We start from the raw sequence: 22,467 nt of genomic DNA, 5'->3' as shown, positions 1-22,467 counted from the left end.
GCTTCATCATTAAAATGTAAAACAGATGAAACCACAAATCAGATTGACGTTATTTATTTTTACCATCCTGAGCACCGGATTTTATTTCGGACAATTCACTCAGCAGGACAAAATCCGAAAAGCAGATTCCTTACTAAATACTTATGCCAAATCCACTGAACCCGGAATGGCTGTAGGCATTATCAAAGACGGAAAAGTACTCTATAAAAAAACATATGGACTGGCAAATCTCGAAGATAGAATTCCGGTGTCAGACTCTACGGCTTTTGATATTGCTTCTGTTTCAAAGCAGTTTACCGCTTTTGTTACACTTTTGGCTGAAAAAGAAGGCCGGTTATCATTGGAAGATGATATCCGGACTTACCTTCCGGAGCTGAAGAATCTTCCCTATAAAATTACCCTTAGACAGCTTGCCAATCATACCCATGGATTGCCGGATTTTACAAGTATTAAAGACTTGCAGGGATTCGGAAATGAAGTCCGGGTAACTAACGAAGATGCTGTAAAAACAGTTTTAGCCATTAAAAGTATCAATTTTAAACCAGGCGATGAGTACAGGTACAACAATACCGGTTTTATGTTGCTTGCAGAAATTCTCCACAGGGTTTATAAGAAAGATTTTGCACAAATACTTCAGGAATATATTTTCAAACCATTGCAAATGAATCACTCAATGGCGGTGAATGATCCGGTAAAAATCACTCCCAACAGAGCAGAATCTTATCAGGTAACCCATTCCGGTTTTGTCAAAACTCCTCTCGGGCAGATGGAAAATGGCTCGTCCAATATTTTTACTACTTTGAATGATCTGTGTATATGGGCTGTTAATTTTCAGAAACCTTTGGTGGGAAGCCGTGAGATCTACAGTAAGATGCAGCAGAGTACAATATTGAATACCGGTGAGAAAATACAATACGGGCTGGGATTGCAAACCGGAAAGTACAAAGGGCTGGATATTGTCTTTCATGGAGGAGGAACTGCCAGTTACAGGTCTTATATCCTACATGTTCCTGCCTATAATCTATCTGTTGTACTCACAGGAAATAAGAGTGTTTTTGACGGACTGGTGATTGCCTATGCACTGGTAGACGTATTTCTTAAAGACCAGCAGGTTCTTCCGGCTCCTCCAAAGAAAACATCTTATACAGCGGCTGAACTGAAATCATGGGAAGGAACTTATGAAATAAATCCGGGAAATTATCTGGAGATAAAAACAGACGGTAAAAACCTTTATTGGGATAATAATAAAACTCCCTTACAAATAGCAGGAGATGATAAGTTTAATATACCTTTTATTCCGACAGGAAGTTTCACATTTCATCCGGAGAAGTTAATTTTCAATATTGGAGATTTTACATTTGTATGCAAAAAAGTAGTATTAAAGCCTCTGAATGAGAATACAATGGATCTTCGTAAGTACGCCGGATTCTACAGGAATGAAGAATTCAACACCATATATCAATTGGTGGTAGAAAATAATAAACTGGTTGCCAGACATCCTTTGAATCCAGATATCTTATTGTACTTTTCAAGTTCCTCACAACTTTATTCTTACAAATCATTCTTCGGAAAGCTTGATTTTAAATATGATAAGAATAATGATATTAAGGGATTCCTTTTATCGGGAGGAAGCCTCTCTGATATTGAATTTAAAAGAATAAAATAGTCTTTTCAAAAGTGTTATTCAGGGTTTTAACTGCATGATATCCAGAATGATACTTTTTTTGTATAAAAGAATTTATCTGTCCTGTCCGATATCCAGCTTGTCAAATTGACCTTCTGCATTTTTGTGGAATTTGAAGTAGATCTGAAATGTTCCCCATTTTCCAAACACTTTTACCATCTCAGGTTTACCGGAAATCATGGCGGTTGCTTGCTTGAAACCCATAAATACGGCCAATAGAATTTATTTTACATGAAAAAGATGAGGGTTTTGTTTGTTTTATGCTAAAAAGAAGACCACAATTTACGGGATAAATTGTGGTCTTCTCAACTAAGAACTATTTTAACTACGATTCTGTTTTCAAATAACCATAATGTAAAGCAGTTTCTTTTCCAAATAAGCTTGAGAAAATATTCTGAAACTCATGGATGTACCTGCACTTTATGGCGTTCCCGTATATCTTTAGTCCTTCCAGTATTTTTCTGGAGCTGAGATCAATGTCATATTTTATAAAGGATTCCGGTCTTTCATATCGGATACTCTGCTCCGAACTGTAAGTTCTTGAAAATCCTAGTTTTTCAAGCCATTCTTCTGTTATCTTAATAGGTTTGATGGAGGCTGCCGGAACTGAAATACTTTGAATATCATTTTCAATTTTAACAAAATAAGCCTGTTCAACATTTTGGTAGATCTCAGTAATCGTATAAATCTGATTTTTATACTCTACTAAGTTCTTGATTTTTAGATCTGCTACGTTCATAATATTTTGGTTTTTAGTTGATGATATGGTCTCATATAAAAAGCAAATAGTATGCCCGGCATTGTATTGTCAAGCCTTGTTTTAGGAAAGATTAGGTTAAATTTTTACTATAAAAAATTAATGATATGTTAAAATAGTACGCCTGTAAAGGGTTTGTCACGCCATAATGAAATATATAATGTGGTATGTATGTGGTATTAGTTTTTTACTCTTGCTTTGGGTGACGTATTAAAAGTAACCAAAAGAAGAGCAATAATAACGGAGATGATAAGGACTCCAATGAAAACATTCCAGGAATAAGCATGAAGAAGATAGCCGGTACCACTTCCCAGAATACTTGAACCAAAATAATAAAACAACCAGTAAATAGAAGTGGCTGAAGATTTTCCACGTTTGGCATACAAAGCAGTCATCTGGCTGGCCATGGTATGGGCTGCGAAAAAAGAGAGGGTAAAAAGTCCAAGTCCGAAAATAAGAATATAAATATTTTCTGATAATAATAATGCTGCTCCGGTGAGCATAGACAGGATAGAAATTTTAAGAATGCTGTTCATCGGAAACTTTTGAGAAAGGCGGCCTACGATCATTGTCCCAAAGACTCCAAAAATATACATCAGGAAGATAAAAGCGATGATAAAATGGCTTAATGAAAATGGTTTTGCTTCTAATCTGAATGTTAGATAGTTATAGACGCTTACGAAAACTCCCATTAGTAATGCTGCAGTACAATATAAACGAAGCATATACGGATTGGTAAGAAAAAACTTCATCTGTTTTACCTTAAGATGATAATCTGTTTTCTGTGGATTGAAAAACCTTGATTCCGGAAATAACTTCCAGAATACAACGGCCAGAATGAAACTTTCGATTCCGATAAGTAACACTGCATTACGCCATCCGAATTCCCCGGCAAATAAAGTGGCCATTATCCTTCCGCTCATCCCTCCAATAGTATTTCCACTGAGATACATGCTAATGGTTGCAGGGACTGCCAGAGCACTTACTTCCTCTGTAAGATAGGCTAGCGCAACAGCAGAAACGCCGGAAACAACAAAACCTTTGAAGACTCCGATAGCAATCAGGAGACTTAAACTGGGAATCCAGGTCGAAATAATAGTAAGTAGGGCAGATGAAATCAACGAAAAAACCATCAGGCTTTTTCTTGAATAGCTGTCGGCTTTAAAGGCAAAAAACAGTAATCCCAATGCCATACCTATTGTAGATGATGATACCAGCAGGGATGTATCACCTACAGATACCCCAAATTGTTCTGCCGCCATGGGCAGCATAGGCTGGAAGAGATAAAGCTGTGCAAAAACTGAAAGTCCGGAAAAGAATATACAAAGTTTGATGTATCGGAGACGTTGGCTTCCCTGAAGAGCTTTTTCAGATGGATTCATTATGGTTTGCAATTAAAATGCAGTGGTTTGACAGAAAATTAAGTTCTGTAAATTTCCTGATTATTTTCCGAATTTAAAAATCATTATTTCAATGATATTAATTGGTGAAACAAATCAGTGAAGCTGCAAACTGCTGATGTATTCAGAAGGTGTAATACTTTCCATCTGTTTGAATACCCTGTTGAAGGTAGACTGGTTGGAGAATCCTGCCTCTGTATAAATATACATAAGGGTTACCTTCTCAAGATCATTTTCATTAAGCAGTTTTTTTACACACTCAATTCTGTGCATATTCAGATAGTTATTGAAGTTAGGATATCCTTTTGCACGAATTGATTTCGAGATATAACTACTGTTGATTTCCATTTCTGTAGAAAGCTTTGAAATATTAAAATTGACATCTTTATACAGCTGTTTTTCTCTCATCACAGATTCAATTTTGTCAAAAAGTTCATCTGCAAAAGGTGTTTTTTCTACCATACGAGCCGGTTGTATTGTTGTGCTCTGAGCCTTCTCCTCAATCTCATGGTAAATTTCAACCCGCTTTATTTTATCCTTAAAATAGAGCAGGAGGGCAATCACAGCTACATTGGAGATCATCAGGATGGTATCTGTAAGCCTTACATCTTCCGGCCTGTGTATGGGAAAGTTAAAGCTGAAGGATTTGGAAATAAGGTATCCTGCAACAATATTCAGTAAAGCAAATAAACTGTAAATATATACATACTTCCTCTCAAAGAAAACATAGGCGGCCAGTGGAATGGGAATAAGCCAGACAAAACTTGCTATAGAGTTGTTCCAGAAAGCCAGCATGATGTAAAAATTATAAAGTGTGGCAATAATGATATAGGAATGCACCATTACATTCACCGAATAGTTTTTACGAACAATCAGATAAGTATAATCCAATAAAAAAAGCCCTCCGAAAAGATACCATGCCATTATTTTATCCGGAATGATAAAAGTAAATATCAAACCAAATAGGGCAAGAATAACAGACATCAGAATATTATAATAATACACCAGCTGCCGTTTGTACTGTTCAATTTTTATGTCTTTTGCGGTGGTCATTTGTGGTAAGAGATAATTTTTTAAACCATTCAATACATTTTATTCAGTCAGTTTTCAGAAAATGACTTATTTAAACATTTGATTATTAGTTATTTGTGTTTTATTGAGCCGTTTCCGGTTTTTCATTGATTCTTGATAAAGTTGATTGATCAATGCGGATAACTTTGCACCAGCTAGCTCAATAAAGGCTGATTGATGATAAGTCAATTGACCCCGCATGATTTATTCAATTCTTAAATAAATCAACAAAATTTTAAACAAATATACTAAAATGAAAAAAATAAAATTACCTCTTGCCAGCATAATGATGTGTTTTTCAATAGCGGCATATTCCCAGGTTGGGATCAATACAGATTCTCCTAAAGTAACATTGCATGTAGAAGGAAAACCGGATGTTGCAACAGTTCCCGATGGAGTAATGGCTCCCAGAATAACAGGGGATCAGCTGAAAGCAAAAGATGATGTTTACACAACGGTACAAACCGGAGCATTGGTATATGTGACTCAGGCCGTCACAATGCCTTCTGCAAAAACGGCGAAAGTAGATAAAGCCGGTTATTATATGTTTAACGGAACGACCTGGAAGTTTGCATTTGGTGGGAAAGATGATGATATCACCATAGGAGATTTAATTTATTACCACGGAAGTATTCCTGCAGGAGTTTCAGGAGCGAATACTTTAGCCAGTACCTATCTTTCAGATTTACCCGTTTTGGGAGGTTTCCTAAGACTTGATGCCCAATTTAACAGCAGTTCAGCAGGAACTGGAGCGGCTACCACTTTTAATCCGAGACTTTATAATGCAGGGACTTCAGATGTGAAAATCTGGGTCTCAGAAATGTCTACCCATACCGGTGATTCTGACAACGGAAATATTAAATTATCACCGGGAGCTTACCGACAGTTTGATGATGGTGTTTATCTTACTCAGACCCATAATGAGACCGTAACATTTGATATTACCATACAGGAACCGGAACCAAGATGGTACAGAGTATATTATGCATTCCGCGTAGATAACAAATCTAATACAGGAAGCAGTGATGCTACCACCACAGATTCCAATACTTCTGATAACACAAGGGAACTGTTTCTTTCTGTACAGAGACTGTATTAATTAGCCGCCTGATGATTCTAAAAATACAATAATGATATAAAAATATACAAAATCTATGGGTTAGCTGTTTAAAAAATCTAATGAGATTTGTGTTTTTTCTGGGGCTGGAATAGTATGAAATTTCAGCCCCGATTTTCTTAATGCATCATTTCATAGGCCTTGATCAGTTCTGCAATATTGGTTACATCAAGCTTTTGAAAAATTCTCTTTTTATAAGTGCTCACCGTAGACATCTGGATATTGAGTCTGTTGGCAATTTCAAGATTACCGTTGCCGTCTGCCAGAAGTTTAAAAATTTCATATTCTCTGGATGATAGCTTTTCTACCGGATTATTTCTCTTGTTTTGAATAATAAGGCCAATAAGCTCTGCAGGGTAGAAATATCCTTTTTCGATGACCGTTTTTACAGCATTCTTAATTTCTTCTTCACTGCTTTGTTTATTCAGATAGCCCTCAGCACCTTCTCTGATATACTGTATGGCGACATCCTTGTCATATCCTGAGAATATGAGAATCTTAAGGTCATTTTGTATATTTTTAAGCTCCGGAACCATTTTTTTATACTGAGTTCCTGGCATATCAATATCTAAAATAAGAAGATCATACCGTTGACCTTCCAGTTTCTTTTTCACCTGGTCATAATTTTCTGCAAAATCTATACGGATGGCCGGATAAGCAGTTTCAAGAACCAAAGAGGTGCCTGCCCTTACTACATAATGATCATCAGCGATTAAAATTCTTTCATTCATAGAGATTAGTTTTTATTGAGTGTTATTTCCACAACAGTTCCTTTAGGCTGGTTTTGTCTGAAACTCATTTCGGCATTGATCTTTTTTACCAGATGGATGACCATATGCAGCCCAAGACCTTTTCCTTTGAAGCTGGGGGTTTCCAGTTTAGGATTTCTGAACAGGTTCATGTAAATGTCAATCTGTTCTGCAGACATTCCTGTTCCTGTATCAGTAATTATTATGGTGGATTTTTGTGGATTTTCGGTAATATTTAGGGTTATATTTCCTTCAAAAGTATTTTTTACGGCGTTATCAAGGATGTTATGAATAATAGCAGTCAAAATACTTTCATTTACCTGAGAATAAACGGTGTGCTCAGTAAGGTTGGTAATTGTTGTCCCTTTTTCTTTGGCGATTTCACAGAATAGCCTGTTTTTGATTTCCAGGATTCTGTTGATGGGATATTCCTTTTCTTCAAAAATATTTTCAGCCTTATAAAGTTCAGTGTATTCTTTTAAATTCAGCGTAAACTGATAAAGCTGTTCTGAGGATTTATAAATACTGTCAAAATACTTTTTCTGAAGCTCCACATCATCAGACTCATGAAGTTTCTGGGAGAGCATAGCAATAAACCTGATAGGAGTGGTAATATCATGGCTGATGGTTTCCACCAGTTTTTTCTGATATTCCGTTTCTTTCTGCAAATTGTTTTTCACAACTTCCAGGTGAAGAGAAGTTTCCTTTAGTTCAGAGTTTTTATTATGAACAATCTGTTTTAAAGCTTTATTTTTTATCCTTAAAAAATTGGTGGTTAACTGAACGATAACGATGATTATGATAAGGATAATAATGGAAGCAGACACTCTGAAAAGTAATGTCTGATAAAAAAGAGGATGAATTTTGAAACGTATTGTTTTTTCTTCATACTTCCCATCCGGAGAAATAAGGATTCTTACACTGAGTGTATATTCACCGGGAGAAAGATTACTGATGGTATATTTTAATTCTTTTCCTGCAGCGATCTTTTCCCATTCAGTATTTTCTTTTCCTGATATTTTGGCCTCAATATAAAGGTTTTCAAGATTAGAAAAATAAGGAATGTCAATAAAGATATCCGCTGTTTTATAATTATTCTTTAACTCAAGAAGCTGATGAAAATACTGAGGCTCAGCATTCCCGATTTTTACCCTTTCAATGTAAATTTTATTTCTTTCCGGATAATAAGAATGAACACTTTCCGGATTGAAAAATACAAAACCATCCATAGAAGGAAATACAAAGTCTCCATTCTCCAAAGCATAAGCGTTAGGCTCAGAACTTCCATTGAATTCATTGGTCAGAAAGCCGTCTTTTTTGGTGAAACGGTAATAGAAAACCGGAGTTTTTTTGTCTTCTGCATAGTCCAGCAACTGCTTCTTAGGAACCTTAAACATTCCGTTATTCGAAGATATCCAATAATACCCCTTTTGGTCTTCCAGAATATAATGGGCCGACTGGAGGTAATTATTACAGTCGTTCGGCATTTTGATAAGCTTGTGATTCCTGAAAAGATAGAATCCGTTTTTATTTGTAGTAATCCATATCAGATTATCCTTTGTTTTGATAATGCTTTTAACATGGATGTTTTTGATTAAGGGAGTTATGGTATTACTTCCCAGCATTACGGAATAAAGGCCATCGCTGTTTCCGGTCAGAATTTCATTGTCGCTGTACTGAAAAAAAATATTCACGAAACTTTTAAAAGTATAGGCGAAATCCGGTTGGGCAAACATATCTTTTTTGTGAAGATAAAGCTGGGTACCCGAAAGATCTGTAAAGGTGGTACCATAAAGATTTCCACTTTTCATAAATGTTTCAAACCCTTTTTTAACAAAAATGGAATCCTTCTTTTTATACCCTGAATTTTTATAAAACCTGATAATACTGTTTCTCTTTTTAATCAGAATGTTCCCGGAATTGTCATACATCATCATATAATTGTCATTGCTTCCGAAAAGGTGTTTCTTAACAATCCCGTTTCTCCCAAATTCTGTCCCGTCCTCAGCAATGATTGTACTTGGGCTGAAAGGAAGAGAGGCAAAATATACATTATTAGAAAAATCAGCCTCTTTTTTTGAAACATAGAAATTGGAAAGTTGAAGTACGTTCAATCCGTTATTGAGGGTTCCCAGATATAATTTATTGAAATTTTTATCATAAAACATGGAACAGTAGGAGTGATTTCCGATTTCCTCAAAATTTACAAGAAATTTCAGGCGAAGATCCTTTTCATTTCCTTCTAATAAATAAATGTTATCATGATTGATAATAAAAGTCTGATTGGTAATCTGCTGCCAATAGATTTTAGTGTCAGGATGATTAAAAAGGGTAGGTTTATCAGAAACGGAAAGATGTCCTTTGTAGATAGAATAGGTTTTTCTTTTTTTCAGATCATTGATGAAAAGATGTTCATTCAGTACAAAAATATAATTCAGATCTTTATTGGTAAAAGGGAGGGCTATCTTTATTTCTTTTTTTCCTTCCTTATAGATAATGGCATTCTTTTCTGTAAAATGATAAACAGAATTTTTAAGCTGAATAAAATACTGGATGTCACTATGGAAGTCTGATGTGATGATATTATTGGCAATACGGTGCAGGATATCCGTACCATTGGAAAAGGTCATTTTATCTCCGGAGGTAAGTCTTGCCAGCCTTGGAAATCTGTTTTTAATGATGATTTTATTTTCCTGAAAATTGTTAAGAACTGTTATACTGTCAAGAAGCGGGTCGCCAATAAATTCCCCAAAATGGAGATTATTTACCCTAAAATTATCAAAAGTAATAAAAGAACTCCCGTCATACCGTACCAGTCCGTTTTCTGTAGAAATCCAGATGAAGCCATATTTGTCTTTGACAATGGCCTTTGCACTGCTTTGTGGAAGCCCATTATCTATGTTGTGCCACGTAGATGTATAGTGCTGCCCGGAAATGTTTAGATAGATGCAAGCAAAAATTAATGCCCAAACTCTCATATATGTGCAAAACTGATCTATATCTGCTGCTAATGCAATAGACGGTTAATAATAGTATTTGTACAAGTCGAAGTTTTTTTAATGGGCAGGAACGATTGAAAATAAATTTTTATCATTGAAGTTTTCTGGTCTTTTGTGTTTTATATTTTTTGATCGTGTAAAAATAGTGAAATTATGGAGATAAATTAGTATTGCATGATCTGTTTTCTGTAAGTTTTATCATGCAGTGTAGGCAATAATTCATTTAAAAAATTTCAAAACATTATCATATTTCAATAATAAGTGATAAATTTATGTTGAATTCGTTTTGAATTTTCTTTTACAGATCCCAGTATTATGCTGGATTTGTGACTTCTTTTAGAATTTTATAAATGATAAATCGTGTTGTATTGGAATTTTTTTTTATCAATTTATTGACTAGCGACTGATATTTTGTTTAATTGATTTTTTGTAGTAAAAATTTGACAAAAAATAGGAGGTTTATTCTACATGACAACCTTGTCAGGGCTTATGAATATTCATATTTTTGCAAAAATATTCTCATCACAATTAAAAGAAACTTTATTGTCAAAATAATGATTCTAAGAACACAAACGGTTTTATCTCAAAAACAAAAGGGACTGTATTAAAAGTAAACAGTCTCTTTTTTATATTTCATATTCTAATTGTATTTTACCAAAAAAAACCTCCCGGAAATGATGGGAGGTGAATAAAATTAACTGTATATTGAAATGTAATTCAATCGTTATTTATGAATTTCAAGCCACTTCAGCCTGCGTTCGTCCGGCAGATGCTTTACCTGGAAGTTTTCAAAAACAGCATTGAATCCTTCTCCGTCAGGGCAGGCAGCCATTAAGCCAACCATTACAGGAGTGTTGTCCTGTAAAGGCGCATTTCTCATCAGGATATAATTTTTGTCATCAAAAGAATAAAATATCTCTACTGCATCCAGTCTTCTCACTGCTTTTATCCATAGGGCAGAAGGTGTTTTTTCTAAAGTAATGACACTCCAGTCACTTTTATTGTGGGTTACCACAGTGCTGAGATTGTATTTGCCATCTACAAATTCTACTCCGGCTTTGATGTAATGTTCTTTATCTGTTCTCAGCATCAGACCCATTTGGTCAAATCTGGCTTTATAACTGCCGGTTATTTTTACTTTTGCTTCAAATTCGCCACCATAAGTAGTGTAATAAAAGGGAGCGTCATCTACCGTAAATCCGTAGTGCGAAACCCTCCAATAATCACTCTGCGGTGTTACAAACATGGAAAGGCTGTTGTTTTTGATTTCCCATTTTTCAGGTTCATTAAACCAGGTCATTTTCTCCAGAGTCTGGGCAGAAAACTTTTGAATCAGGAATAAGGTGCAAAAGCCGAAAATCAGTTTCTTCATTCTCTTTAGGATAAGTTCTAAGCGTAAATTATTATTTTAGCAAAAGTATTATTAAACTTCATTTGCGTCAATACTGATAAATAACCATTATGGAAATCCGTGAACAGCTTAGTGATAAATTACTGGATAATGCCTCCAAAAAATGCCTGCTTGATATAGAAACCTATAAACAGAGAGCACTTGTATATTCCCAGATGGAAGGAGCGATATGTGTGCTCAGTGATATGCAGGAGAATAAAAGTTATATTTATAAATCCCATGCTGCCGCCGAATTAGGACTTACGATGGGAGAGAATCCTACAGAAATAGAAAGTATCTGGGAAGAAGAAATGCTGAAAAAGATACATCCCGACGACCGGTTGAAAAAGTATATTCATGAACTCCGTTTTTTCAAATTATTGGATGCTGTTGAAATGGAGGAGCGTGCAGCATACAGTGTGGTGTCAAAAATAAGAATGAAAGATAAAAGAGATGAGTACCGATGGGTGAAACATCGCATGTTTTACATGTATTCTCCTTATAATGGGAGGTTAAGATTTGCGCTTTGTCTTTATAATATTGCTATTTCTTCCTCTTCAGTTTCTGATTTTTTGATTATTAATACAATTAAGGGCGATGTTGTTGTAAAAGATAAGCTTGATTACAAGAATATTTTAAGTCCCAGAGAACTGGAAGTTTTAAAATATGTAGGAGAGGGATATGCAAGCAAACAAATTGCAGATCTTCTTTCCATAAGCATTAATACAGTAAGCAGACACCGTCAGAATATTCTGGAAAAGCTGAAAGTGAAAAATTCTACCCAGGCTTTTAAAGATAGTTTTTCTTAAATATTCAGATCCCAATATCCGAAAAGTTCACCATGTTATGTTTTATCTTATGAGTAATTTTATACCTTGAGTACACATTAGCAAGAAACAACGTGATGAAAAGAAGTGAAGAAATTACCTCTCAGTATTTTACTTTTCTGGATAATCATATCCAGGGTGTGATCTCCGGAACGATTCCGGAATTTATGGAACTGAATGAAATTGCCAGTGAACTTGCGCTGTCACATAAGCATCTTACGGATACTGTAAAAAAAGAAACCGGCCGGCATCCTTGTTTTTTTTATGATGAAAAGATTATTCAGCAGGCTAAAGAGATGCTTATTGTTACCGATAAGTCGATAGCAGAAATCGCCCGGATTTTTACTTATGATCCGTCCAACTTTTCAAAATTTTTCAAAAAAATGACCGGCTTTACTCCCGGAAATTTCAGAAATTCTCAAAAAGTTTAAATTGACTACTTTTTTTGTTTAATATTGTTGTTGCAAGAGATTTGCGCTGTTTTTTGTCTCAGGATAGGGATTTGAACGCTCGAATTATTGTGTTTTTTAATGCTGTTTAGTGAATTAAAATGTTAAAATAAGAGAAAAGTAATCTTTTATAAATGAGTTGTTTGTGAAAAATAATTACTTTTTTTATTATTTATGTATTAATATTTCTTTATTATTTACTTTTTTTATTAAATTTAGGTAAGAAAAAACTAATTAATTCAAAAGCGAAAAACGTTAAAAAAGATAGATGTATATTTAAATACTTTGGTTTCCAGATAATAAGATAAAAATATTGTGTCTTTAATAATATTTAATCTTAATAAGGGAGCTTAGGCCCTTTAAATAGTTATATATTTGTTTTTTTAACCACAACAAACAAGATTAAGGATGAGCATCAATTTCACAACAGCAACTATTAAAGACTTTGAGAATATACCAGACAATGATATGGCTCAAAGAGCTGAAATATTTTATGAATATTTAGACTATGTAAAGTCTAATGGACACATGAATTACAGACTGAAGAATACTTCAGGAACCAATGCAATACTGAATGTAAACATTGCAAACCACAACAGAGAGTTTGTTAGTTTCGTATCAAGTGATTATTTGGGATTTACACAACACCCAAAAGTAAAACAAGCTGCAATTGAGGGAATAGAAAAATATGGTACCGGTACAGGAGCCACTCCTCTTATCGGCGGATATTTTGATTACCACAATGCTTTAGAAAAGAAAATTTCAAGCTTTTTTAAAAGAACAGAAGATGAAGCCGTAGTATTTACTACAGGTTATACTGCTAATAGTGCGAGTTTACAATGCTTAATGCAGAAAGAGGATCTTGCTATTTTAGATATGGCTGTACATGCAAGTGTGCACGAAGGGTGTGCTTTTACCAATAAAAAAACATTTCCGCACAATAATTTGGAATCTTTGGAACACATTTTGAAGGTATCTGAAAATCTGTACCGTACGAAACTCGTTATTGTGGACGGAGTGTATTCCCAGGATGGTGATACCTCCCGTATTAATGAGATCTATGACCTTGTGAAAAAGTACAATGCCTTTCTAATGGTAGACGACGTACACGGTGTCGGTATCCTTGGAGAAACAGGAAGAGGTACTTTGGAACAGGCTGGATTATTGAATAAAGTGGATATCATCACAGGTACATTCAGCAAAACATTTGGAAATCTGGGAGGATATGTTATTGCAGATAAAAAAATAGCAGCATTCATCAGATTCCATTCACGTCAGCAGATTTTCTCAGCTACAGCTCCACCATCATCCGCAGGAATCGTTAAAGCCATTGATTTAATTGATGAAGAACCTATCTGGAGAGAAAAACTCTGGAATAACATCAATTATTTTAAAAAAGGACTTGACGATTTAGGATTAGATACAGGCGTTACCTGTTCCGCAATTATTCCCGTTAAAATTGGAGATCCTTATGTAACAGGAGAAGCCGGAAAACTACTAATAGAAAAAGGAATCTATACCAACCCGATTCTTTACCCGGCTGTACCAAGAAAAGATGCGCGTATCAGGATGAGTGTGACTGCAAGACATGAAAAAGAACATCTCGACAAAACGCTTAACGCGTTTGATGATATTAATAAAAAATTGCATATTGCGAAAAAATAATAATTATGCCTAGAAAAGTAGTGCAGGGCCCCATTAGGGACAAAGAAAAAACAAAACAGAAACTGCTTGCTGCAGTTGGTAAAATTTTAAGAGTAAAAGGATATTCCGGATTAAAAGTAAGCAAAATAGCTGCCGTTGCCGGATTTGATAAAAAATTGATCTATGAGTACTTTGGAAGTACTGATAAGCTGATCGATGAATATATCAAATCTCAGGATTACTGGAGCCAGGTCAACCAGGATGTTGATATGGATTTTTCTGACGGTGGACATGAACTTACCAAAATGGTGGTATTGAACCAGTTCGAAAACCTGAAGAAAAATAAAGAGCTTCAGAAAATTATCCTTTGGGAGCTTTCAGAAAGCAAGCCTATCCTTAAAAAATTAGTTGAACAACGTGAAGAAGTAGGAGAAGTTTTATTTGGAAACATCTCAGATCCTTACTTTGGAGAAGGAGTGGCAACAAGACACAGGGCAATTATGGCCTTAATTGTTTCCGGGGCTTACTATCTTAACCTTTATACAGGATACAACGCAAACAAATTTTGTGGTATTGACCTGAAAACTGAAGAAGGAAGAAAAGAGATAGAAAGCGCTATTGTTGAGTTGATCGACTTTGCATACAGCAAGAAAAAGTAGAACTTAAAAGTTTTCCGATTTGAGCACAAATACATTTTTTGTTGATAATTTGAAAACTTTTAATTTTCAAATTAAAACTATATTTCTTACTTTTGGCCAATGGAAAATTTTATAGTATCTGCAAGAAAATATCGTCCTCAGGAGTTTGATACTGTTGTAGGGCAATCTCATATTACGGATACTTTAGAACATGCAATTGAAGAAAGCCAATTAGCTCAGGCATTGCTTTTTTGTGGCCCTCGTGGTGTAGGTAAAACTACTTGCGCCAGAATTCTGGCAAGAAAGATCAATGAGAAAGATGGCTCGGTTTCAGAAGATGGCTTTGCGTATAATATCTATGAGCTGGATGCTGCATCCAATAACTCTGTAGATGATATCAGGGAACTGATAGATCAGGTACGTTTTGCACCTCAGGTGGGTAAATACAAAGTATATATCATCGATGAGGTTCATATGCTGTCTTCTGCCGCTTTCAATGCTTTCCTTAAAACGCTGGAAGAACCGCCTGCTCATGCTATTTTTATTTTGGCAACCACGGAGAAACATAAAATTATTCCAACAATTTTATCCCGTTGTCAGATCTATGACTTCAAACGAATTACCATTGAAGACATCCAGAGTCATCTGAGAAACATTGCCCAAAAAGAAAATATCCAGTACGAAGATGATGCCTTGTATCTGATTGCTCAAAAAGCTGATGGTGCTTTACGAGATGCGCTTTCTATCTTCGACAGGCTTTCTACTTTTTCCCAGAAAAACATTACGCTTGTCAAAGCTGCTGAAGTACTGAATATTTTGGATTATGATCAATATCTGAACATTGTGGATCTCGCCAAGGAAAATAAAATTCCTGAAGTGCTTTTCGCATTCAATGAGATTGTAAAAAAAGGTTTTGATCCTCATATTTTTATAGCGGGATTAGGAAATCATTTCAGAGACCTGATGATGGCACAGAATTCTTCCACTATGGAACTTATTGAAGTAGGAGAGAAGACAAAGGCCAAATTCGTAGAACAGGGACAAAAGTGGGTCGCCCAACAGCTGATTGACGGTATTGAGATCTGCAACCATGCCGATATTAATTATAAGAATTCGAAAAACCCAAGACTTACGGTTGAAATTGCATTAATGCAGCTGGCTTCACTGACAGCTAATTTAGGCGATACTAAAAAAAAAAGTTCCTGATTCTAGCTCCGTTTCTCAGTGAGAAACTGGAAGTCAAAATGCCTGAAAAAACTCAGGAAAAGAAAAACGTTCAAGTAGAACAGCAGCCTGTAGTTTCTCAGACAGCTCAGGAAACTTCTGTAACAAAAACAACCAAGCCATTGTCAAGACCCGGAATCTCTTCCGGTTTCAGCATCAATTCTTTCCTGAATAAAGAAGATAAAGTAGAAACAACAGAAAACGTTGTGGTGAGAACTGAAAATCTTCCGCAAAACCATTTTACAGATACTGATCTGCAGATGGAATGGAAAATTATGCTTAAACAACTCCAGAAAAAAGACAGCTTTGTATTTAATGCAGTAAAAACTTTCAAACTGGAAAAAGCTGAGGAAAATAAAATTAAAGTTTTATTCCCTTCAGATTCGGCTAAAGTAGAATTTGATAAAATAAGTGGAGAATTTTTTAATCATTTTAAAAGAAAAATTCAGAACCATATTATTGAGATAGAATACGTCAGAGACGTTGAAAATCTGAAGATTGAGGTGGTAACGAAGAGGAAGATGTTTGAAAAATTCATCGAAAAAAATCCACTTTTGAAAGATCTTGATGATTTAATGAAGTTTGATTTGACATAATTTTTATATATTTGTCAAATATTTCTGTCGAAAATGAGTTTTTGACAAAAACAATTTACAACCAGAAAAGCTAAAACAAAGGCATTTCTAGAATAAAATGGAAAAATTGACTAACACATATCTGTCTTTTTTTGCACCCGCTAATTACTTTTTTAGCGGTTATTTTAGTTTTTCTGCTTCTTATTATAGAAATTTCAGAACGTATTACCGATTTTATTGGTACTGTTAACTGAATTTCTTTCCAAAAAATACAGGAGAAGTAGAGCCCTATTATTTTCCTGATTCCTTTAAATAATTTTGAACGGCATTTTTTGAAAAGAATTATAAATTAAATTTTATAATCCAAAGGGCTATTGCTGTCAACGAAAAAATTATAGATACAAAAACAATAAAATTTAGAATATGAATTTAAATGATTTGAAAAATGAGTGGATCGATGGGCTTACACAGCCTCTAATGATTGCAGGACCATGTAGTGCTGAAAGTGAAGCTCAAATGCTTGAAACGGCTAGGAGAATTAAAGAATCTAATGCCAATGTGTCAGTTTTCCGTGCAGGAATCTGGAAACCCCGCACCAAACCTAATGGTTTTGAAGGAGTAGGAGTGATTGGTTTGAACTGGCTAAAAAAAGTAAAAGAAGAGTATGGTTTTAAAACAGCTACTGAAGTTGCCAATGCACATCACGTGTTTGCCGCTTTAGAAGCAGATGTGGATGTTCTTTGGATCGGAGCTCGTTCTACAGTGAATCCGTTTACTGTACAGGAAATTGCAATGGCTTTAAGAGGAACTGATAAACCTGTATTCGTAAAAAACCCTGTTAATCCGGATCTTGCATTATGGATCGGAGCTTTGGAAAGACTTTTAGGTCAGGATATTAAAAATCTTGGAGTGATCCACAGAGGATTTTCAACATACCAGAAAACAAAATACAGAAACAATCCGAACTGGCAGATTGCGCTTGATTTCAAGAGTCAGTTTCCGAATATTCCAATGCTAATCGACCCTTCTCACATTTGTGGAAACAGAACTGGTCTTGCTGATATTACACAGGAAGCACTTAACGTAGGATACCAGGGAGCTATCATTGAATCTCACTGCAATCCTGATGAAGCATGGAGTGATGCTTCTCAGCAGATTACTCCTGAGGTTCTTGCAGAACTTATTGGTAACCTGAAAGTAAGAAACTCTAATCTTGCAGGTTTTGAAGGAGAAATGGGCAGACACAGAACTTTAATCTCAGATCTTGACTTCCAGTTAATTGAACTTCTTTCTCAAAGAATGAAAATTTCTGAAAAAATCGGTAAACTTAAAAAGGAAAACGATATTGCAATCTTCCAGCCTGAACGTTGGAAAGTAATCACAGAATACGCTACTCAAAAAGCGAAAGAAACAGGAATGTCTCAGGAGTTTATTGAAAAAGTATTCAAAGCAATTCACGAAGAATCTATCGAAGTTCAAAACAATATTATGATCGAGAGATAGATTGCGGATAATAGGTAAGAGGTTATCAAGCTTTTACTAAATTTTTCGCCTGAAAAAATTATTTAGGGCTTAGCCATCAGGATGTAGGGCAATTGAAACATGTGTTTTTAAACCTATTTCCTGAATGCTAAGCCCTAATTGCGTATATTTGCACCAGCATTATCTATGAAAGGAAAAATCATTAAATCTACAGGCAGTTGGTACCAGGTTTTGGAATTGGAAACAAATAAAATTTTCGAGGCCAGAATCAGGGGGAAATTCAAATTAATAAAAACAAGACTTACCAATCCACTTGCTGTAGGAGATTTTGTTGAGTTTCAGCTGGAACAGGATGATATCGCGTGGATCACGAAAATTGAACCAAGAACCAACTACCTGATCAGGAAATCAGTTAACCTTTCAAAAGAAGCCCATATTATTGCTTCCAACATTGATTTGGCTTGCTTTATCTTTACATTGAAACATCCTGAAACATCTTTAGGATTCCTTGACAGATTTCTGGCATGCTGTGAAGCCTATAATATTACACCGGTTATTCTTTTTAATAAAATGGATGTTCTCCACGAGGAGGAAATTGAAATTGTAAAAGACGTTGAATTCTTATATCAGGAAATAGGATACGAAACCCTGGAAATTTCTTCCTACTCAAAATTAAATCTGGATCAGCTTCAGGAGGTTCTTAAAGATAAAACTTCAGTATTTTTCGGCCACTCAGGTTGTGGAAAATCTACTTTGGTGAATGCTTTACAGCCGGGACTGAATTTAAAAACATCTGAAATTTCCGATACTCACCTGAAAGGAAAACATACAACAACTTTTGCACAGATGCATTTCTGGGATTTTGGCGGAAATGTTATTGATACTCCTGGTGTTCGTGAATTTGCCATGATTGATATTGAAAAAGAAGAGGTGCAGCATTACTTTCCTGAGATTTTCAAAAAAAGAGAAGAGTGCAAGTTTCATAACTGCCTTCACATCAATGAGCCTAAATGTGCTGTTATGGATGCCCTTGAAACAGGGGAGATTCAACATTCACGCTATGCCACTTACATTAAATTGATGGATGAAGCAGAAGAAACTTCTCAAAAATAAATAGCAACAGATATTTACTTTTTAATAATTACAGATTGATTCGGACAATCTGTACCTTCCTGTTTTTCATTATGTAAGAATAATATTCTGACAATTCGCTTTTTTAAAGATTGGATTTAATACTTTCTTAAACTATATATTTTTTTTTGATTATTTTTTTTAGATTTTAATGAAAAAAAATCCGTTTTTAGATAACTCTACTTTTCAATATTGCTTTTTTGGCAGATAACTCCACTTTTGTCATATTTTGGGTGGAAAGAAAAGTAATATTTTAGAAAACCGTTCAATTGTATTAATTGAAATAAAATCAGAAATAACATTAAATATAGATCTATATCACGTTATAAATTACATAATTAATAAAAAACAGCCCTGTTTTTTGAAAATAAAAAACCCAGCCGAAGCTGGGTAAAAACTAATAACCATGAAAACTCAAATTAAACATGAGAATCGCAATAGAATAAACAATTACTGTGCCAAAGATTACTTTAAGATTTCTTAATAAAAGTTATTTTTATGTTAAAAAAAAATTAAAATAAAAATCAAAGATATTTTTTGTAATTTTGCGCCATTAAAAAAATATACATTTATGTCTAACATTACATTCACTATGATTAAGCCTGATGCAGTTGCTGACGGACATATCGGTGCTATATTGGGTAAGATTGCTGAAGGAGGTTTTAAAATCAAAGCTTTAAAATTAACTCAGCTTACAGTTGCTGATGCAAAAAAATTCTATGAAGTACATGCTGAAAGACCATTTTATGGAGAATTAGTAGAATTCATGAGCTCTGGTCCTATCGTTGCAGCAATTTTAGAAAAAGATAATGCAGTTGAAGACTTCAGAACATTAATCGGTGCTACTAACCCTGCAGAAGCTGCGGAAGGTACTATCAGAAAAATGTTTGCAAGAAGCATCGGAGAAAATGCTGTTCACGGTTCAGATTCTAACGAGAATGCATTAATCGAAGCTCAGTTCCATTTTTCAGGAAGAGAGATTTTCTAAGAAAATCATCTTACAAAATAAAAAATCCGGAGAATTTTCTCCGGATTTTGTTTTTATATGAATTCTTATTTCAAACCTTATTAAAGGTTGTTTTCAATGGCTCCTACATTCTCTCTGTACAGTTCTAGAGGTTTATCAAGCAGAACAGCAATAACAGTCATTTGTTTATCTAATCTTTCTTTAGGAATATCAATATAAATAATTCCTGGCCGGTCACTCCAGTAAAGTTTATTGTAAATAGTATGGCTGAGCATACTGCCATCGCCTACGATTCTTATTCGGGAAATGTCATTTTTTATTCCTTTCAGAGCGATAGGACCGGTAGGCGTTCCTTCTACAAAGAGATAAAGAGTCTGTTTGTCTTTTGATAAAGCACTCATTCCCGGATAATGACCCGCCGGAAGACCTTTTCCTGTCTCAACTAATGCTTCTGCATGTTTGCTTATCCATTCCAGGGTTTCTGGATTTGTGTTAGGCGTTTTTTTTATTTGCATGTCAAGACCGTCATTGGTCAAGCCTTCATGGGTCAGTAAATTACTATCATAATTCAACGTATTAGCTATGTCGTAGGCCGCTTCCTGGGCATTCTTTTTATTCAGTATTTCAACTAGAGAGTGTTCTTCTTTCTTAAGATCTTTTATAAATACGGGAGAAGCATCAAAAATAAGTTCTGCCACAGTGACATCTTTGTCAAATTTCACCTTAGAAAAATTCAGGGTCAATGTTTTTTCTGGGTTATAATCCACTTTAATGGAAGCTGATGGATCTCCGATGATTTTTACGGAAAGAGGTTGGGTTGCCAATCCATAGATTTTTGTAAAATTTTTGGCTTCTTCAAGATAAAGGAATAACGACTTTTTAGAAGTTGATAAAGATGATTTTCCTTTGTAATTATCAAAAGGAATTCCGCGGGTTGTTTCATAGATGGCCTGCTGGTTTTTTGAAGTCCAGCGTCCAAGGTTTTTTAGAATTTCAACTTGTTCTTCAGGAATGGTGCCGTCTGATTTTGGACCGATATCAAGCAGAAGGTTTCCTCCCATGCTTATGACATCTGCAAGGGTTCTGACAATCATATTGGGAGTCTTATAATTTTTATCATAAGGTTGATATCCCCAGGAATCATTCATGGTGTAACAAAGCTCCCAGTAAGGGTTTTGTGGGGGAATAACAGGAATGCCCTGTTCGGGAGTATCATAATCTCCATGATTGTTAAGTCTGGAATTGATAATAATATCAGTATTGTGTTTCCTGAGCAAATCTATGGTTTGAGTAGTTTTCCATTCTTCAGAAGTGTGTTCCCAGTTTCCATCAAACCAAATAAGATCCGGAGAATATTGCGTAGACAATTCGTTAAGCTGATCCTGATAATAACGGATGAAATTCTGCCACAGTGTCGGATTATTTTTTACTTCATACCGTAGTTTTGTCCGGGTATTGATATCGTAATAAGGATGGCTCCAATCCGGTAAAGAGAAATAAAGACCTGTTTTCAATCCGGATTTTTTAAGCGCGGAAATAAAAGGACTTAGAACATCTTTTTTTGCCAGAGAATTTTGAGGAATACTTATTGCCTTTTCTGCCTTTGAATTCCACAAGGAAACACCGTCATGATGTTTTGTGGTAATGACAGCATATTTTGCTCCGGATTCTTTAATCAGGTTTACCCATTGTTCCGGCTGGTATTTTGAAGCTGAAAAACCATTCAGCTGTTTCATATAATTTTCGTGATTAATATAATTATTGAAGAATGACCAGGATTCGGAGATTCCATTAACGGAGTAAATTCCCCAATGAATAAAAATACCCAGTTTGGCATTTTTAAACCACTCAATTTTTTTGCTGTTGTCAACTGTTTGAACCTGGGCATCGGTATGATATGCAGAAAATACCAATCCAAGGAAAACAGCTTTAATCAGACTGCTTTTCATATATAGATTTATTTGAACATTAAATATAAATAAAGAAAACATTACAGCAATAATTTCTTGCTATTTAATCATTCCTGTTAAAGTGTTTGTTTTTTTATTGTATTTTTAAAAACTGAGCAATAGAAATTTTGTTTTCACAATAAAATGGAAATGGAACGTTTCTTGTAAAATTTATCTGAAAAAAGCAATTATGAAAATTCCGGCAATATTAATGGCAAGTTTATTAGCGGTAGGTGTATCTGCACAGACTACTAAATCCGAAACTAAAACGAAAAAGCCTGTTAGAAAAGTAAAGAAAGGAACTTCTCAGGATACGGTTGAAAAGAAAAAACCGGGAGCTCCTAAACCAGATGTAAAAAAAGATACGCTTGTGCTTCGTGGACATGGCTGTCCGGCCTGCGGAATGGGATAGGA

20 protein-coding genes are annotated in these 22,467 nt (G+C 35.0%); 12 read left to right on the top strand and 8 right to left on the bottom strand.

The features are described from left to right. Nucleotides 1-25: 25 nt before the first annotated feature. Nucleotides 26-1,666 carry a serine hydrolase domain-containing protein gene (locus tag ACWPWS_RS07230; RefSeq protein WP_454046041.1) on the top strand — a complete coding sequence of 547 codons (1,641 nt, stop codon included), beginning with the start codon at nt 26-28 and terminating at the stop codon, nt 1,664-1,666. 72 nt (nt 1,667-1,738) lie between these two features. Here the strand turns inward: ACWPWS_RS07230 and ACWPWS_RS07225 are convergent, their stop codons facing one another. From ACWPWS_RS07225 to ACWPWS_RS07210, 4 genes are all read right to left on the bottom strand, one after another. Continuing rightward, nucleotides 1,739-1,888, bottom strand: coding sequence for a hypothetical protein (locus ACWPWS_RS07225; protein WP_454046040.1), 150 nt, complete (start codon nt 1,886-1,888; stop codon nt 1,739-1,741). Nucleotides 1,889-2,009: 121 nt separating this feature from the next. Then, nucleotides 2,010-2,423, bottom strand: a complete 414-nt coding sequence (locus tag ACWPWS_RS07220; protein ID WP_454046039.1) for a hypothetical protein — start codon at nt 2,421-2,423, stop codon at nt 2,010-2,012. A gap of 197 nt (nt 2,424-2,620) precedes the next feature. After that, nucleotides 2,621-3,823, bottom strand: coding sequence for an MFS transporter (locus ACWPWS_RS07215; RefSeq protein WP_454046038.1), 1,203 nt, complete (start codon nt 3,821-3,823; stop codon nt 2,621-2,623). A gap of 114 nt (nt 3,824-3,937) precedes the next feature. Further along, nucleotides 3,938-4,894, bottom strand: coding sequence for a helix-turn-helix domain-containing protein (locus ACWPWS_RS07210; protein WP_454046037.1), 957 nt, complete (start codon nt 4,892-4,894; stop codon nt 3,938-3,940). A 271-nt stretch (nt 4,895-5,165) separates the two neighbouring features. On the opposite strand from ACWPWS_RS07210, the gene ACWPWS_RS07205 reads away from it, so the two are divergent. Next, complete coding sequence (locus ACWPWS_RS07205) at nt 5,166-6,011, top strand: hypothetical protein (RefSeq protein ID WP_209784820.1); 846 nt, start codon at nt 5,166-5,168, stop codon at nt 6,009-6,011. Between the two features lie 137 nt (nt 6,012-6,148). On the opposite strand, the gene ACWPWS_RS07200 is transcribed toward ACWPWS_RS07205, so the two are convergent. From ACWPWS_RS07200 to ACWPWS_RS07190, 3 genes are all read right to left on the bottom strand, one after another. Continuing rightward, a complete protein-coding gene (locus tag ACWPWS_RS07200) occupies nt 6,149-6,760 on the bottom strand; it encodes a response regulator (RefSeq protein WP_105682677.1) in 612 nt (203 codons plus the stop codon). 5 nt (nt 6,761-6,765) lie between these two features. Beyond that, nucleotides 6,766-9,756 (bottom strand): sensor histidine kinase, encoded by a 2,991-nt coding sequence (locus ACWPWS_RS07195; protein WP_454046036.1) that lies wholly within the window; start codon nt 9,754-9,756, stop codon nt 6,766-6,768. A gap of 745 nt (nt 9,757-10,501) precedes the next feature. Beyond that, nucleotides 10,502-11,149, bottom strand: a complete 648-nt coding sequence (locus ACWPWS_RS07190) for a DUF1349 domain-containing protein (protein WP_454046035.1) — start codon at nt 11,147-11,149, stop codon at nt 10,502-10,504. 89 nt (nt 11,150-11,238) lie between these two features. Between ACWPWS_RS07190 and ACWPWS_RS07185 the strand changes: the two genes are divergently transcribed. The 9 genes from ACWPWS_RS07185 (at nt 11,239) to ACWPWS_RS07145 (ending at nt 20,125) form a co-directional block, all read left to right on the top strand. Next, entirely contained in the window at nt 11,239-11,976 is a 738-nt protein-coding gene (locus ACWPWS_RS07185) for a response regulator transcription factor (RefSeq protein ID WP_454046034.1), read from the top strand. Between the two features lie 95 nt (nt 11,977-12,071). Continuing rightward, nucleotides 12,072-12,425 carry a helix-turn-helix domain-containing protein gene (locus ACWPWS_RS07180; protein WP_209784816.1) on the top strand — a complete coding sequence of 118 codons (354 nt, stop codon included), beginning with the start codon at nt 12,072-12,074 and terminating at the stop codon, nt 12,423-12,425. Nucleotides 12,426-12,851: 426 nt separating this feature from the next. Continuing rightward, complete coding sequence (locus ACWPWS_RS07175) at nt 12,852-14,108, top strand: aminotransferase class I/II-fold pyridoxal phosphate-dependent enzyme (protein WP_105682672.1); 1,257 nt, start codon at nt 12,852-12,854, stop codon at nt 14,106-14,108. A 5-nt stretch (nt 14,109-14,113) separates the two neighbouring features. Continuing rightward, the gene (locus ACWPWS_RS07170; protein ID WP_077414530.1) at nt 14,114-14,746 is read left to right on the top strand and encodes a TetR/AcrR family transcriptional regulator; all 633 of its coding nucleotides are present in this window, start codon (nt 14,114-14,116) and stop codon (nt 14,744-14,746) included. A gap of 99 nt (nt 14,747-14,845) precedes the next feature. Then, entirely contained in the window at nt 14,846-15,931 is a 1,086-nt protein-coding gene (gene dnaX / locus ACWPWS_RS07165) for a DNA polymerase III subunit gamma/tau (protein ID WP_454046033.1), read from the top strand. A 38-nt stretch (nt 15,932-15,969) separates the two neighbouring features. Then, nucleotides 15,970-16,545: a hypothetical protein gene (locus ACWPWS_RS07160; protein WP_245169723.1), complete on the top strand. Its 576-nt coding sequence runs from the start codon at nt 15,970-15,972 to the stop codon at nt 16,543-16,545. 402 nt (nt 16,546-16,947) lie between these two features. Next, complete coding sequence (locus ACWPWS_RS07155; RefSeq protein WP_105682670.1) at nt 16,948-18,027, top strand: chorismate mutase; 1,080 nt, start codon at nt 16,948-16,950, stop codon at nt 18,025-18,027. 165 nt (nt 18,028-18,192) lie between these two features. Further along, entirely contained in the window at nt 18,193-19,119 is a 927-nt protein-coding gene (rsgA, locus tag ACWPWS_RS07150) for a ribosome small subunit-dependent GTPase A (RefSeq protein WP_454046032.1), read from the top strand. Nucleotides 19,120-19,708: 589 nt separating this feature from the next. Then, a complete protein-coding gene (locus ACWPWS_RS07145) occupies nt 19,709-20,125 on the top strand; it encodes a nucleoside-diphosphate kinase (protein WP_454046031.1) in 417 nt (138 codons plus the stop codon). Nucleotides 20,126-20,205: 80 nt separating this feature from the next. On the opposite strand, the gene ACWPWS_RS07140 is transcribed toward ACWPWS_RS07145, so the two are convergent. Continuing rightward, nucleotides 20,206-22,053: an alpha-L-fucosidase gene (locus tag ACWPWS_RS07140; protein ID WP_454046030.1), complete on the bottom strand. Its 1,848-nt coding sequence runs from the start codon at nt 22,051-22,053 to the stop codon at nt 20,206-20,208. Nucleotides 22,054-22,243: 190 nt separating this feature from the next. Between ACWPWS_RS07140 and chrA the strand changes: the two genes are divergently transcribed. Continuing rightward, the gene (gene chrA, locus ACWPWS_RS07135; protein WP_454046029.1) at nt 22,244-22,465 is read left to right on the top strand and encodes an MNIO class RiPP chryseobasin precursor ChrA; all 222 of its coding nucleotides are present in this window, start codon (nt 22,244-22,246) and stop codon (nt 22,463-22,465) included. Nucleotides 22,466-22,467 lie beyond the last annotated feature (2 nt).

Source organism: Chryseobacterium sp. Marseille-Q8038, from assembly GCF_965111995.1.
The sequence above is the reverse complement of the archived record's forward strand: the minus strand, read 5'-3'. Positions and strand labels throughout refer to the sequence as shown.